At 71.1% G+C, this 14,577-nt stretch carries 13 protein-coding genes; 4 read left to right on the forward strand and 9 right to left on the reverse strand.

The features are described 5' to 3' along the window. Positions 1-9 precede the first annotated feature (9 nt). Entirely contained in the window at positions 10-1,215 is a 1,206-nt protein-coding gene (locus HLA95_RS04645) for a trans-sulfuration enzyme family protein (protein WP_191061084.1), read from the reverse strand. A 74-nt stretch (positions 1,216-1,289) separates the two neighbouring features. Next, positions 1,290-1,448: a hypothetical protein gene (locus HLA95_RS04650; RefSeq protein WP_191061085.1), complete on the reverse strand. Its 159-nt coding sequence runs from the start codon at positions 1,446-1,448 to the stop codon at positions 1,290-1,292. 805 nt (positions 1,449-2,253) lie between these two features. On the opposite strand from HLA95_RS04650, the gene HLA95_RS04655 reads away from it, so the two are divergent. Then, a complete protein-coding gene (locus HLA95_RS04655; RefSeq protein WP_191061086.1) occupies positions 2,254-3,300 on the forward strand; it encodes a LacI family DNA-binding transcriptional regulator in 1,047 nt (348 codons plus the stop codon). Positions 3,301-3,657: 357 nt separating this feature from the next. Here HLA95_RS04655 and HLA95_RS04660 read toward each other — a convergent pair whose 3' ends face one another. From HLA95_RS04660 to HLA95_RS04670, 3 genes are all read right to left on the reverse strand, one after another. After that, positions 3,658-4,224 carry a hypothetical protein gene (locus tag HLA95_RS04660; RefSeq protein ID WP_222182606.1) on the reverse strand — a complete coding sequence of 189 codons (567 nt, stop codon included), beginning with the start codon at positions 4,222-4,224 and terminating at the stop codon, positions 3,658-3,660. A gap of 87 nt (positions 4,225-4,311) precedes the next feature. Beyond that, positions 4,312-4,827: an RNA pyrophosphohydrolase gene (locus HLA95_RS04665; protein ID WP_255591478.1), complete on the reverse strand. Its 516-nt coding sequence runs from the start codon at positions 4,825-4,827 to the stop codon at positions 4,312-4,314. Next, positions 4,817-5,776 (reverse strand): divergent polysaccharide deacetylase family protein, encoded by a 960-nt coding sequence (locus HLA95_RS04670; RefSeq protein WP_222182608.1) that lies wholly within the window; start codon positions 5,774-5,776, stop codon positions 4,817-4,819. Before HLA95_RS04670 ends, HLA95_RS04665 begins: the two co-directional genes overlap by 11 nt. Positions 5,777-5,998: 222 nt before the next feature. Here HLA95_RS04670 and HLA95_RS04675 point away from each other — a divergent pair, with 222 nt between their 5' ends. Both HLA95_RS04675 and HLA95_RS04680 read left to right on the forward strand, forming a co-directional pair. Further along, positions 5,999-6,508, forward strand: coding sequence for an extensin family protein (locus HLA95_RS04675; RefSeq protein WP_222182610.1), 510 nt, complete (start codon positions 5,999-6,001; stop codon positions 6,506-6,508). A 133-nt stretch (positions 6,509-6,641) separates the two neighbouring features. Next, positions 6,642-6,980: a hypothetical protein gene (locus HLA95_RS04680; RefSeq protein WP_222182612.1), complete on the forward strand. Its 339-nt coding sequence runs from the start codon at positions 6,642-6,644 to the stop codon at positions 6,978-6,980. Positions 6,981-7,864: 884 nt separating this feature from the next. Here HLA95_RS04680 and zapE read toward each other — a convergent pair. Continuing rightward, the gene (gene zapE, locus HLA95_RS04685) at positions 7,865-9,037 is read right to left on the reverse strand and encodes a cell division protein ZapE (protein ID WP_255591480.1); all 1,173 of its coding nucleotides are present in this window, start codon (positions 9,035-9,037) and stop codon (positions 7,865-7,867) included. A gap of 136 nt (positions 9,038-9,173) precedes the next feature. Between zapE and HLA95_RS04690 the strand changes: the two genes are divergently transcribed. After that, a complete protein-coding gene (locus HLA95_RS04690; protein WP_191061368.1) occupies positions 9,174-9,737 on the forward strand; it encodes an AAA family ATPase in 564 nt (187 codons plus the stop codon). On the opposite strand, the gene HLA95_RS04695 is transcribed toward HLA95_RS04690, so the two are convergent. The 3 genes from HLA95_RS04695 to HLA95_RS04705 all read right to left on the reverse strand — a co-directional run bounded on the left by HLA95_RS04695 (position 9,722) and on the right by HLA95_RS04705 (position 14,570). Continuing rightward, on the reverse strand, positions 9,722-10,276 hold the full coding sequence (locus HLA95_RS04695; RefSeq protein WP_191061365.1) for an NADPH-dependent FMN reductase: 555 nt from the start codon (positions 10,274-10,276) through the stop codon (positions 9,722-9,724). The genes HLA95_RS04690 and HLA95_RS04695 overlap by 16 nt on opposite strands. 63 nt (positions 10,277-10,339) lie before the next feature. Next, positions 10,340-11,260, reverse strand: coding sequence for a DMT family transporter (locus HLA95_RS04700; RefSeq protein WP_222182614.1), 921 nt, complete (start codon positions 11,258-11,260; stop codon positions 10,340-10,342). A gap of 151 nt (positions 11,261-11,411) precedes the next feature. Beyond that, positions 11,412-14,570, reverse strand: coding sequence for an efflux RND transporter permease subunit (locus tag HLA95_RS04705; RefSeq protein WP_191058840.1), 3,159 nt, complete (start codon positions 14,568-14,570; stop codon positions 11,412-11,414). Between the last annotated feature and the right edge of the window lie 7 nt (positions 14,571-14,577).

The following is a 14,577-nucleotide window of genomic DNA, read 5'->3' on the forward strand; positions in this document are numbered from 1 at the left end:
GCTGGCGGCTCAGGCCAGGGCCTGGTCCAGGTCGGCGATCAGGTCGTCCGCGTCCTCCAGCCCCACTGAGAAGCGGAATACCCCTTCCCCCGCCAGCGTCCGGTAGCGCCCCGCCGCCGCCTCGCCCATCCGCCAGGACGCGCCGATGATGTCATCGGTGGGAATGTAGAACAGCAGGCTCTTGGTCTTGCCGAGCGACACGGCCGGCGAGATCACCCGCAGCCGCTCCGCCACCCGGCGTGCCATCCGGGCATTGTCTTCCTTCAGGGTGAAGGACAGGAGGCTGGAGAAGTTGCGCATCTGCCGCCGGGCGAGCTCGTGCTGCGGATGCCGCGGCGAGCCCGGCCAGAGCACGCGCAGGACCTTGGGATGCTCCGCCAGCCAGGCCTCGAGCCTGCGGGCGTTGCTCTCGTGCAGGGCCATCCGCGGCGCCAGCGTCTCCATGCCCCGCATGATCAGCCAGGCCGCGAACGGCGAGAGCGAGCCGCCCAGATGGATCAGGCTCTCCTTGCGCAGGGACATGGCCCGCTGGGCACTGGTGATCACGGCCCCGCCCAGTGCATCGCCATGGCCGCACAGATATTTGGTCAGCGAGTGGATGACATAGTCCGCACCCAGCGAAAGCGGCCGGGTGCCGAGCGGGGTCGCGATCGTGCTGTCGACCGACAGCGGCACGCCCCGCGCACGGGCCAGTTCCGCCACGGCGGCAATATCGGTGATGCGCAGCGTGGGGTTGGCCGGCGTCTCGACATGAACCAGCCTGGTGTTCGGCCGGAACGCCGCCGCCACCGCGGCCAGATCCGACGTGTCGACGAAGCTCGTGGCGATCCCGAGCCCGGCCAATTGGGCATGGGCCAGCTCCGCCACCCCGGCATAGCAGACCTCGGACAGGATCAGGTGGTCACCCGCCCGCAGCCGGTCGAGGAACAGCGCAGTCACCGCCGCCATGCCACTCGCAAAGCTCACCGCCGCCTCGCCGCCTTCCAGCGCGGCCAGCCGGGTCTCCAGCAGCTGTAGGGTCGGGTTGCTCCAACGGGTATAGAAATGCGGCGTCGCCGCGTCGATCTCGGCGGCCGCGAACCCGACCGCGTCCGGATGGGTGAAGAAGCTGGTGGCCAGCACCGGCGGCGGTGCCGCAGGCGCACCCACCCGACGGTCCTCCGCGCCGCCATGCAGGCTCAGGGTCGCGTCGCCGAGGGAAGCGGAATCAGCCAAGAGCCCGGTCTCCAGGAAGGGAAGATGCCGCCAGTCTAGGCGCGCTGTCCTGTCCCGTCAGCGCGACCTGCCGGTCAGTGCCGGATCAGGTGGGCCAGGAAGTCGGCCAGACGCCGGCTGCCGACCAGGTCGGCATGGACGTTCAGTTCGGCATCGTCCAGGGCCAGCACCGCAGCAGGATGGCGGTTCAGGCCGCGCGCGGAGATCCAGGGGCTCGGGCACGTTCCCGTCAACAGCGTCGCCGAGACGCCAACCAGGCTACCCGCCGCAGACAACTGGATCAGGAGGGTGCGCAGCGTTCGCGGAGGTGCCCACCGGTGGCCGGTTCTCGGGAAACTCGGTGGAGCCCGGCAGGCCCGCTGCTCAGCGTCGCGGCCGGCGGCGTCGGCGATCCGCGCTCGGCGAAAGAAGGTGATCGGCCGGCTGGAGAGCCACGTTTGGCTCGGAACACTGCAGCAAGATGGACCACTACCTTCAAGCGGCGCGCGACGCATCCCTTGCAGGGCCTGGACTATCTTGAGGTGCAACCGGCACGCCCACATCCGCCCGCGCGTCACCCGACATTGCTGCGGTCGTATCCGGTATGCGGCTTGCCGCCCCCTCCACTGCGAGCGGCCCCGGTCGGCCGCAGTCGTACTTGGAAACAGGCGTCTTTCAGCTTCGGCTCTGCCGGCACCACGCCGCATCGAGATTGAGCGCTGCAGCATGCCGACGAGCATCAGGGCAGCTTCAGCACGCGTCGACGAACGTGATTCATTGCCGTGTGACAAGGATGGGTGGCCTCGGCGCGGCCAGCCTGTTTGACCAGGCATGAGCTTGACCCAGCAGATCGGCACTTCGCCCAGGCGATCACCTACGGCATCATCCGCCCGGGCTCCCCATACCTGCCAGATCGCGCCCCATGCAGCTCGCCCAAAAGCCGACATGAACGGGCACATGTTTGGAACCGATTTACTAAACCGATTTCATTCCGGATGATCCGTGCCATCAGCGGCGATATGCTGGCAGCCGAACCGGGCGCGGCGGATGGATAAAGGAATGCGTGCGATGGAGTGGCGCAGGCGGCCGACCATGGAGGACGTGGCCAAGGCGGCCGGTGTGTCCAAGGCGACGGTGTCGCGGGTGCTGGCCGGGATCGAGAGCGGCTCCACCCCGGCCACAGCGGAGCGGGTCCGCCAGACCGCGCTGCGGCTGGGCTATGTGGTGAACTCGATCGCCGCCAGCCTGCGCAGCCGCCAGAGCTTCACGATCGGCCTCCTGCTGGCCGATGTCGCCAACCCGTTCTTCGGCGGGATCGCCAGCGGCGTGGAATCACGCCTGTCCCAGACCGGCTACAGCGTGATCCTGGGCAATACCGGCAACTCGCTGGAGCGCGAGCGCGCGCTGGTCCGCGTGCTCGTGGAAAAGCAGATCGACGGGCTGATCGCGGCGACCTCGGCGGCGAGCGCCGAGCATTTCCACGAGGCCCAGGAGCGCGGCGTGCAGGTGGTCCTGGTCGATTCCGACGTGCCGGGCCTGGAGGCCGACACGGTCACGATCGACAACCGGGCCACGGCCGAGGCAGTGGTCGGCCATCTGCTGGAGCAGGGCCACCGGCGGATCGCGATCGTCACCGGCCCCATGGATGCCACCTTCGACCGGCACCGGCTGGAAGGCTACCGGCGCGCCCTCGCTCGCCACGGCATCGCCTATGACGAGGCGCTGGTCCTGCGCGCCGACCTCCTGGCCGAGGGCGGCGAGCGCGCCGTGGATCGCCTCCTGGAGCTGGACCCTCGCCCGACCGCGCTGTTCGCCACCAACAACATGATGACCCAGGGCGTGCTGGTCGGCCTGCGCCGGGCCGGCCTGCGCATCCCGGACGAGATCTCGCTCGTCGGGTTCGACGACCAGGACTGGTACGCGCTCTGCCACCCGCCGCTCAGCGCCGTGCTCAATCCTGCCTACGAGATGGGCCACGTCGCCGCCGACCGGCTGCTCACCCGCCTGGCCGGCCGTGGCGAGCGGGTCGAGCAGCCGGTGGAGCACCTGGTTCTCGACGCGCCCCTCGTGCTGCGCGCCAGCACCGCCCCGCCGCCTCAGGCATGAATTCGCCCATGGGATGACGGCAGCTCCCTGGCTTTCTCGGTTCTTCCGTCCGCCGTCGGTGCAGATGGGTTCACGGAACGCACCGCTGGGACGGGAGGTGGGGCAACATCCGCCTTCTGGCCATTCGCCCAGCCGGTTCCAGCAGCGCCGCGCCTGACTCTAGCTCATGGTTTCGCCGATTCCGCCGCTCATCAGCGTTACGGGGCGGGACCATATTCGCGAGGCTGCGCCACGGCGATGGGCGGCGAGGCAGCTTCCGGCCGGGCACGCTCGTTGGCCAGGTCTGGTCGAGCACCGCGCGCGTGCTGATCATGCCCAGGCCGCCACTCCCGCCGGCCGGCGCAGCCCTCGGCCTCGTCAGCGCATGGTGTAGGTCGCAAGGCGCAGGCGCCAGGCGCCCGGCTGGTCGTAATCCTCCTCCAGCTTGAGCTGCACGGCGGGGCGGGGCCAGGCTGCCTCGTCGTGCCACAGGACCTGCCGTTCGCCGCCTGCGAGCTCGACGGTTCCCGCCTTGACCCAGCGGCGTATCGCGGCCGGGTCGGGGTCGGCCAGGCAGCGGTCGAGCCGGGCGGCGGTCGCCTGGAAGCCCGCGGCCGCCACCGCGTGGTCGACGACGCCGCCCGGGCGGGCCAGGCAGGCATGGCTGGCGGTGAGCCGTCCGCTGCCCTCGATCCGGCAGCGGGCGAACGCGTCGTCCAGCGGCGGGGCCTGCCAGCGGGAGGGTCCGATGGGCTGGCCGCGCAGGCTGATGAACGCGTCCGGCCAGGCCGCCACCACCTGCCGCAGCCCGCGGCAGAGCCGTTCCTGGTCATCCGCCCGCACCGCGGGCGCCGGGATTGCGGCTGCCGGCGGCAATGGTGGCGGCTGTGGCGGCGGGCTTGCAGTGCGCCCGCAGGCGGCCAGCAGGGCGCCCAGCAGCAGCACCAGTAGCCGCGGACCGCTCCCCCGGGCTGCGGCGGGTGCTCCCCGTCGGCCTCTCCGCCGCCCCGGCACCACGGCCGGCCGCACCGCCTAGACCAGCTCCGGCGCGAACTCCTGGAACACGTGCCGGTAGATCGCGCGCTTGAACGGCACGATCAGCCGCATGACCTCGTCGGGCATGGCCCACCGCCACTCGGCGAACTCGGCTTCCTCGCCATGGCCGACCAGATCGATGTCGGCATCGTCGCCGTCGAAGCGGAACAGGAACCAGCGCTGGGTCTGCCCCTTGTAGCGCCCCTGCCAGGATTTCGCCGCGAGGTCGGGCGGCAGGTCGTAGGCGCGCCAGCACCCGCTCTCGCGCACGAGGCTGGCGGCATCGGTGCCCGCTTCCTCGCGCAGCTCGCGCACCGCCGAGGTCAGCGGTGTTTCGCCGCCGTCGATCCCGCCCTGGGGCAGCTGCCAGGCCTCGACCATCGTGTCGATCCGCCGCCCGAGGAACAGGCCCCGGCCCGGCCGATGCAGGAGGATCCCGACACAGGGGCGATAGCCTGCCAGCGGCTCGACGGTGACGATGCAGCTACCTTCCTCGTCCATCTCATCCCTCATGCTGCCGGCCCGCCGCCAGAGCGGCCCCGCCTTCGTCGGCCGGCACGACACCGGCCTGGGCGCGCAGGAGCGACGAAGGTGCCACCAGCGTCAAGCCTTCAGCGGGCAGGCCGCGCAGCCAGCGCGCCAGGCGCTCGATCGCCAGGGGATGGCTCGGCAGCACGCCCAGCGCCCGGCCATCGGCCGAGGCCGCAGCCCCCAGCATGTGGAGGAACTCGTCGACCCTGGCCGGCAGGCTGGTGACCCGCAGGGAGCCCTGGGCCAGCCCGACTTCTGCTGAGGCCTCCCGGGCCAGCAGCGTGGCGAACTCGCCGTGGAGCACCACCGGCAGCCGGTGCTCCTCGAGTGCTGCCAGGACCGGCAGCAGCCGCTGTGGCCTAGCACCGAAGGCACCGGGCTCCAGCAGCACGCCGGCAGGTGCCGGGACCTGGTGACGGGCACCCGCCAGCCGGTCGAGATTGTCCGCATCGCTTCGGGTCGGCGAGATCGCCAGCGGGCCTGCGTCGAACCGGGCGGGATCGCCTTGCGACACCGGCAGGTCCAGCCAGATCTCGTGGCCGCGCCGGCGCAGTTCCGCCTGGAACGGCGGTGGCTGGTCGGCATAGGCGGACCAGGCCAGCGCCACCGGTGCCGGCAGGTCGAGTGCCGCACGCGCCAGGGCCGGATCGAGCCCGGCACCGGCCAGGATCACCGCTACCCGTGCACCATTGGGTTCCGCCGGCCGGGCGGCGGCAGGCGCGGCGTCAGGCGGTCCCATGGGCAGTATAGCGGCCGTGGCCGGCATGCGCAGGATCGCGACTTCGACCGCTGCCGGGGCATCCCCCACAGGCGCGGCCAGGACCGCCGCACCGCCCGCCCAAGCCAGGGCAGCCAGGAGCAGCCCGACCAGCGCCCAGGGGAGCAGCGGGAAGCGGCATAGTCGGCGAAACGACTGGCGCAGGAAGGGCAAGGCTGCTCCGATCGGTCAGGGCATGGCGATGGCGGGCCGCTCCGCAATCCAATGCGGGCCGCCACCGCCTGCACCCATCTTCGCTCCCTGCCGGTGAACATCGCGTTAATGCTGAAAGCCCATTTTCACGTCCCTTTCCGCGTCGCAGCCCTGGCCCTGCTGGCAGTGCTCGCCGGCTGCGCTACCCGGCAGCCTGCCACACCCCCGACCGATCCCGGCTGCATGGCGGCTCTCGCCGCCACCGGCGCACGCTTCAGCCCCTGGCCGGCGGCACCGGGCGGTGCCTGCGGAGTGGACCAGCCCCTGATCCTCGAGCGGGCCGGGCCGGCGCTGGTGCCGCCGCCCAAGACGTCCTGCGCCATGGCAGCCGCCTGGGCGGGCTTCGTGCCGGAACTGGACCGGCTGGCATGGGCGGAGGCCGGTGCGCCGGTGGCGGAGGTGCTCACCGCCGGAAGCTGGTCCTGCCGCTCCATGACCGGCAACAGCAGCCGGCCGAGCCTCCATGCCACGGGGCGTGCGCTCGACCTGCGCGGTTTCCGGCTGGCGGATGGCAGGCGCATCGACGTCGCACGGGACTGGTATCGGCGCGACGCTGCCGGCCGGTTCCTGCGGGCGGTCGGCAAGGCGGCGTGCCGGCACTTCCAGGTGGTGCTGGGCCCGCCGGCTGACCGCTTCCATCACGACCATCTCCATGTCGACATCGGCCCCTGGCGGCTCTGCCAGGTGGGCTGAGGACGGGCGGCACGGCCGGCCACGGGAGCACCCGCCCGGCTACGGTACCTTAATGTGCGTTAACCATGATGCCCCCGCACGCCCGCCGTGAAACCGGCTAGCGATGCGGCAGGCGATCAGCGGAAGGCGCTCCATGGACGACCAGGCGCAGAGCGGCGGCGGGATCAGGCCGGCCGCGTGGCCGGCCCTCCTGTTCGGCGGGTGGTGGGCGCTGTCGGCCGGGCTGCCGGCCGCGGCCGCGGCGGCACTGGCCAGCCCCTTCTTGCTGCTCTGGCACGGCCGCCCGATGGCAGCCGCCCTGGTCCTCGTGCTGGCGCATGCGGTGCTGGCGGTGCTGGCCGGCCAGGGCCGGATCGGCCGGCCCTGCCGCCTGCGCCCCCTGCTGCTGCCGCCGCTCGTGCTGGCCGCGGCGCTGGCGCTGTCCGGCCTGCTGGGCCTGCTGGTCGCCCCTCCGGGTGGCGACCTGCCATGAGCAGCCTGCTCTGGCTGCCGGGTGTGGTGGCGATGCCCGGCCTGCTCCTGCTCCTGACCTTTGCCCGCACCGGCCATGCCGCCACGCCCCGCCAGCGCGTCGACGCGTTCGGCCTGGGCATGCTGCTGGCCCCGCTGCTGGCCCCGTTCGCAATCGTGGCACCGTTCGCCTCCGTCATGCCGCCTGCGGGCGCCACCCTGGCCAGCGGCTGGCTGGAATCCGGCCTGCTGGAGGAACTGGCCAAGACCCTGGCGCTCTGGCTGGTGCTGGCGCCGCGCCTGCCGGTGGAGGCGGCGCTGACCCGGGCCGAGGCCGCGATCCTGATCTCGCTGGGCTTCGGCAGCTACGAGAACCTGCTCTACCTGGCCGGCACGGGCGAGGACGGCACGCTGCTGCTGGTCCGCAGCCTGGTCTCGCTGCCGGCCCATTTCACCGCCGGGATCGCTGCCGCCGTGGTGCTGCTGGCCCGGCCGAACGCCGACCTGGGCGCTGCCGTCGGGGCGTTCGTGGCTGCTTGGCTCAGCCATGGCACGTTCAACCAGTGGGCGCTGGCCTGGGCTGGGGCGGCGAGCGGCATGGCGGCACCTGAGCAGGTGTCGCCCCTGCTCCTGGCCCTGCTGGCCACTGCCCCGGTAGCCGGCATGCTGACCGTCGCCTGGTGCTGGCGCCGGGTCCTGCCGGCCGTGAGCGGCGGGCTCGGTGCCGCCCTGCCCTGGGCGGCGGTCGCGGGCTTCCTCCTCCTCGCGGCCTGGCTGCTCTGGGACGGCCTGGGCCAGGTCCATGCGGCACGCCCGGCCATGACCGTGCTGGCGATGCCGTTCACGGCCCTGCCCGCGGCACTGGCCCTCATCGCCGCTGCCACCTCCGCGGATGCCTGGCGCTGCTCAGTTCAGGTCCGAGGTCAGCGCGAACGGGGCGAAGTCCCGGCGCAGGAGCTCGCCGCCCGCCGCGTCCGCGGCTTCCAGCCAGGCACTGCTCTGCATTTCCAGGAGCCGGCTGACCGTTCGCTGGAACTCGAAGGCGCCTTCCCCGACCGGGTAGAGCTCGTCCGGCCGCCCGGCGGCGGTGACGACCAGCAGCCGGCGGTTCTCGTAGAGCACGTCGACCAGGGTCATGAAGCGCCGGGCCTCGTTGCGCCGGGCCGGAGCGAGGACCGGGACGCCCGTCAGGAACACGACCCGGAAGCGCTCGGCGATCGCCAGATAGTCGGCGGCCCCCAGCGGCCGGTCGCACAGCTCGGGAAAGTCGAAGAAGGCGACCGGCCCCTCGGCCCGGGCGACCCTTAGGCTGCGCGTGCCCACCGACAGCTCGACCGGCGAACCCGGCTGCCCGTCGGTCAGCGCCAGGAACAGCCGCTCCGCCGCCTCGGCCGCAGCCTCGTCCAGCGGCGAGAACCAGGTGGCGAGGTCGCGCAGCCGCTCGACCCGGTAGTCGACCGGGCCGTTCAGGCTCAGCACGTCGACCTTCTGCTTCAGCAGGGCGATGAACGGCAGGAAGCGCTCGCGGTTGAGCCCGTCCCAGTACAGCCGGTCCGGCGGCCAGTTCGAGGTGGCGACCACGGTGACGCCGGCGTCGAACAGGCCGGTGAACAGCCGGCCCAGGATCATCGCGTCCGCGATGTTGACCACGTGGAACTCGTCGAAGCACAATAGCCGCGTCTCCGCGGCGATCGCATCGGCCACCCGCCCGACCGGATCGCCCTCGGCGCCGGCTTGGCGTAGCTCGTGCAGCCGGCGCTGCACTTCCAGCATGAAGGCATGGAAGTGGACCCGCCGGGTCTTCGGCTCCGGCGTGGCCGCGACGAACCGGTCCATCAGCATCGACTTGCCGCGGCCGACCGAGCCCCAGAGATAGAGGCCCTTGACCGGCGGGGCGGGCGACGCCTTGCGGCCGAACAGGCCGCTCCAGAACCCGCTGCCATTGCCGTCCTGGGACGGACGGGCCGCCAGTTCGTCGTGCAGGCGCTGCAGACGCTGGACCGCCCGCTCCTGGTCGGGATCAGGCTTCAGCCCGCCGTCAGCGAGTTTCTCCCGATAGAGCGCGAGAGGTCCGGTCAAGATCCTGCCTTTGCTGGAAATGGTCATGGTGCCGGCGACTAGGCCGACTCCCGGTAGATTGGCAAGCCCAGGGCAAGAATCGGCCCATCCGGCGCCCATCGCCACACCCCACCCACGATCGGAGGAACGACCCTTGATGGAGCCTTGCCGTATCGTGCTCACCGGCGGCCCCGGCTCCGGCAAGAGCACGCTGCTCGCTGAGCTGCAAAGAATGGGTGAGCGCTGCGTGGCCGAGACCGGCCGCGCCATCATCCAGGAGCAGATGAGAAGCGGCGGCAGTGCCCTTCCCTGGAGCGACCGGAGCGGCTTCGCCCTGGCCATGCTGGCGCGCGAGACGGCGAACTTCCACCACGTCACCGGCAGTTCCCGGCTCTGGTTCGATCGCGGCATCCCGGACGTGCTGGGCTATCTGCGCCTGGAGGGGCTGCCGGTGCCGCCCGAAGTGACGGAAGCCGCCCGCGCGCACCGCTACCATCACCAGGTATTCGTCTGCCCGCCCTGGCCCGAGATCTACGCCCAGGACCGGGAGCGGCGGCAATCCCTCGAGATCGCCACGCGCACCCATGCCGAGATGGTCAGGACCTATGGCGAGCTCGGCTACACGCTGATCGAGGTGCCGCGCCTGCCCGTGGCGGCACGCGCGGCGTTCCTGCTGGACCGGCTGATGGACGCCGATCCGGAGGATCAGCCGGGCTGGTGACGCTCGATCCAGGCGAGGAAGGCCGTCAGGTGGTTGCCCAGGAACTGGCGGGTGCGGTCCTCCACCACGTTGTGCTCGGGATCGAGCATGCTGGCCTTGAAGCTCAGATACATCTCCGGCTGGCCCATCAGCACCATGCCGAGGCCCACCACGACATGGCGGAGCTGGGACTGGGCCACGGCGGTGCCGATCGCCCCCGGCGAGGCGCCCACGATCGCGGCGGGCTTGCCCTGCCAGCAGCTCGTGCCGACCGGGCGGCTGCCCCAGTCCAGCACGTTCTTCACGACCGGCGTGAACGAGCGGTTGTATTCCGGCGTCACGAACAGCACCGCGTCGGCCGCCGTCACCGCTTCCTTCATCCGCCGGACCGCTGCCGGCGGCTCCGGATCGAACAGGTCCTCGTTGTAGAGCGGGATGTCCGCCAGCTCGAGCAGGTCGAACTGGCACTGGCTCCCGGCGAGCTTGGCCAGCGCCTGCGCGAGCTTGCGGTTGATGGAATCCCGCCGGAGGCTTCCGACGATCACGGCGACACGCGGCATGCTGCCCTCCCGGACGATGGCCCGTCTTCTGAACTTGCAGCGACCGTCCTGCGGGGCAAGGGCTCAGACAGAGGTGACCCGGCCGCGCCACATCCTGGCCCAGGGGAGCTGGGCCACCAGTGCGCCCAGGCTCACCAGGGCGGCGCCGGCGAGGGTGCGGCCGCCGATCCCGCCTTGGCCCAGCAGCACCGCCAGCACCACGACATAGAATGGCAGCAGGTTCTGGTGCATCGACGCGACGGTGACACCCAGCAGGCGCACGGACAAAAACCAGAGCGGCGTCGACAGGCCGATGCCGATGCAGCCCATCCAGAGCAGCAGCAGGATCTCCCGCCCGTCCGGTGCTGCCGGCGGCAGCCAGCCGGCACCGGTCAGCCCGGCAGACAAGAGGGTGAGCGTGGCCCCGCCGGCTGCCAGCGTCACCAGCGACTGTGCCAGCGTATCGTGGCCGTCCAGGTCGCGCACGGTGGCACGGGAGAACAGCGTCCAGAGCGTGATCGAGACCAGCAGCACGAGCTCGCCGCCGCGAAAGCCGGGCGCACCCTCGTCGAAGCTGCCGCTGGCCAGCACGCCGCCGGCGATCGCCAGGCCCACGCCCAGCAGCAGGCTGGTCCGCACGCGCTCCGTACCCTGCACCGCGCCGATGATGGCGGACACCAGCGGCATGGTGGTGAACACGATCGCGGCCGCCATCGGGTCGGACAGGTCCTGGCCCCAGATCATCAGCACCACGGACGGCACCATGTAGAGGCAGGACAGGCGCAGCACGACCGGCCAGGGGATGCCGCCGAGCCGCAGCGGGCGGCGCAGCAGCGGGAACAGCAGGAGGACGCCCAGTGCCGCGACGGTCAGCCGGGCGGCGGCCAGGGCCAGAGGCGGCCAGGTCGCCAGCAGGATCTCCGTCACCGGGATGGTGGTCGCCCAGATGAGGTTGCCGGCGATCCCGGCCAGGTTGCCCCACAAGACCAGCCGCTCGCCGCCCATGCCCAGCCATGTCCCCCATCGGGCCGCGCGGACCCCCGCGTGCTGTCCCGACCATGCAAAAGAAACGGCGCCGCCAGGCCGGTCAAGCCCGTCGGCGCCGTTGGGACGGAGCGGCGGGGATGGTGTCGCACCCTCCCCGCCGCCTGGCTGGTCACGCGGCGGGCACCGCCGCCTGGGCCCGGCCACGCCGCCGGCCAGCCAGCCAGCGGCAGACCACGTAGAACACCGGCGTGAACAGGAGGCCGAACAGGGTCACTCCCAGCATGCCGGCGAACACGGTGGTGCCCAGCGTGCGGCGCATCTCCGCCCCCGCCCCGGTGCTGAGCACCAGCGGCACCACGCCCAGGATGAAGGCCAGGGAGGTCATGACGATCGGGCGCAGCCGGGTGCGCGCCGCCTCCACCGCCGCATCCAGCCGGTCCATGCCGCGCTCCTCGGCCTGCTTGGCGAACTCCACGATCAGGATCGCGTTCTTCGCCGCCAGGCCGATCAGCACGACCAGGCCGATCTGGACCAGGATGTCGTTGGCAAAGCCCGCGGCCAGCACGCCGCTGATCGCCGCCAGCACGCACATCGGCACGATCAGGATCACCGCCAGCGGCAGGAGCCAGCTCTCGTAGAGCCCTGCCAGCACCAGGAACACGAACACGACCGCCGCGATGAAGGCGAACACCGCGGTGTTGCCGGCGAGCTTTTCCTGGAGCGACAGCTCGGTCCACTCATAGGCGAAGCCGCTCGGCAGCAGCTCGCCCGCCAGCCGCTCCATCGCCGTCAGCGCCTGGGCGCTGGACGTACCCGGCAGGGTCGAGCCCTGCAGCTCGGCCGCCGGGTAGAGGTTGTAGCGCGCCACCCGGTAGGGCCCGGTGATGTCGCGGAAGGTCGCGACCGAGCCCAGCGGCACCATCGCGCCGTTGTCGCTGCGGGTCTTGAGCCTGGCCACGTCGCGCGGGGTCTGGCGATAGGGCCAGTCCGCCTGCGCGGTCACCCGGAAGGTGCGGCCGGACAGGTTGTAGTCGTTGACGTAGGCGGAGCCGAGATAGACCTCCAGCGCCTCGAACACCCGGGACGCCGGAACCTCCAGCATCTCCGCCTGCACCCGGTCGATGTCGGCATAGACCTTGGGCGTCTTGGTGCTGAACAGGGAGAACACCGAGGTGAGGCCCGGCTCGGCATTGGCGGCCCCGGCCACGGCCTGGGTCGCCTCCTCCAGGGCCGGCAGGCCGCGGCCGTTGCGGTCCTGGATCATCATCTTGAAGCCACCGCCCGTGCCGAGGCCCCGGACCGGCGGCGGCATCAGGCTGAACACCATCGCCTCCTGGACCCCGCTCAGGCGCTGGCGGAAGTCGGCCAGGATCGCGTTGGCATCATGGCCCCCTGCCACCCGCTCGGGGAACGGCTCCAGGGCGGAGAAGATCACGCCGCCGCTCGGCGTGTTGGTGAAGGTGGCGCCGTCGAAGCCGGAGAAGGCCACGCTGTGGGCGACGCCGGGGGTTTCGCGGATCAGCCCCGCCACCTCGCGCACCACCTGGTCGGTACGGTCCAGGGACGAGCCCGGCGGGAGCTGAATCACGGTGATCAGGTAGCCCTGGTCCTGCTCGGGAATGAAGCCGCCGGGCGTGCGCTCCACCTGGAGCCAGGTGAAGCCCAAAAGGCCGGCATAGACGAGCAGGATCAGCACCGGCAGGCGCACCAGCCGCCGGGTCAATCCGGCATAGCCGCCCGAGATCCGGTCGAACACATGGTCGAAGCCGCGGAAGAAGGCATGCACCGGCCGGGCCAGCAGGCCGGGCTTGTGGTGCGGGTCGTGGGGCTTGAGCAGCAGTGCGGCCAGGGCCGGGCTCAGCGTCAGCGACACTATCAGGGAGATGCCGGTGGCAGCGGCGATGGTGAGCGCGAACTGCCGGTAGAACTGGCCGGAGATGCCGGTGATGAAGGCGGTCGGTACGAACACCGCGATCAGCACGAGGGCGATCGCCACCAGTGCGGTGCCGACCTCGTCCATGGTCCGGTGCGCCGCCTCCTTCGGCGTCATGCCGGCCGCCAGGTTGCGCTCGACATTCTCCACCACGACGATCGCGTCATCGACCACGATGCCGATCGCCAGCACCAGGCCGAACAGCGACAGGTTGTTGAGCGAGAAGCCCATCGCGGCCATCACCGCGAAGGTGCCGATGAGCGAGACCGGGATCGCCAGGATCGGGATGATCGAGGCCCGCCAGGTCTTGAGGAACAGGATCACCACGACCACGACGAGTGCCACCGCCTCGAAGATGGTCTTGTAGACCTCGTGCACCGATTCCGCGATGAACTCGGTCGGATCGTAGATGATCCGGTATTCCAGGCCCTCGGGGAAGTTGTGCGACAGCTCCTCCATGGTGGCGTGCAGCGCCTGGGAGGTCGCCAGCGCGTTGGAGCCGGGCCGCTGGAACACCAGCAGCGGCAAAGCCGGGTCCTCGTCGAGATAGCCGATGGTCGAGTAGTCGACGGCACCGACCTCGACCCGGGCCACGTCCCGGATCCTGGTCACCCGCCCGCTGCCGTCGGTCTTGACCACGATGTTGGCGAATTCCTTGGGCTCGACCAGCCGGCCCTTGGTTTCCAGATTGAGCTGGAAGTCGCCCGGCGACGGGTTGGGCGGCTGGTTCAGCACGCCGGAGGCCACCTGGACGTTCTGCGCGCGCAGGGCTGCCACAATTTCGCCGGGTGTGAGGTCCAGGGCGGCGGCGCGCTCCGGGTCGATCCAGACCCGCATCGAATATTCGCGCGCACCGAACAGCTGGACATCGCCCACCCCGTCGACCCGGGACAGCACGTCGCGGACCTGCAGCACCGCGTAGTTGGAGAGGTAGAGCAGGTCTACCGCCGGATCGGTCGACAGGAGATGGATGACCATCAGCATGTCGGGCGAGCTTTTCTGGGTGGTGATGCCCAGCCGCCGGACCTCCTCGGGCAGGCTCGCCTCCGCGATCGCCACGCGGTTCTGGACCAGCACCTGCGCCTTATCCAGGTCGGTGCCGAGGTCGAAGGCGATGGTGATGGTCAGCGCACCATCCGCGGTGGACTGGGAGGACATGTAGAGCATGTCCTCCACGCCGTTGATCTCCTGCTCGAGCGGGGCTGCCACCGTGTCGGCCACGGTCTCCGCCGAGGCGCCGGGATAGGTCGCCCGCACCGTGACGGTGGGCGGGGCCACCTCGGGATATTGCGCCACCGGCAGGCCCAGATAGGCGATGCCGCCGACGATGGTGATGATGATCGAGACGACCGCCGCCAGGATCGGGCGGTCGACGAACACATGGGTGAAGCGCATCGACCGC

This window comes from Geminicoccus harenae (assembly GCF_019800005.1).
Taxonomy (GTDB): Bacteria; Pseudomonadota; Alphaproteobacteria; order Geminicoccales; family Geminicoccaceae; genus Geminicoccus; species Geminicoccus harenae.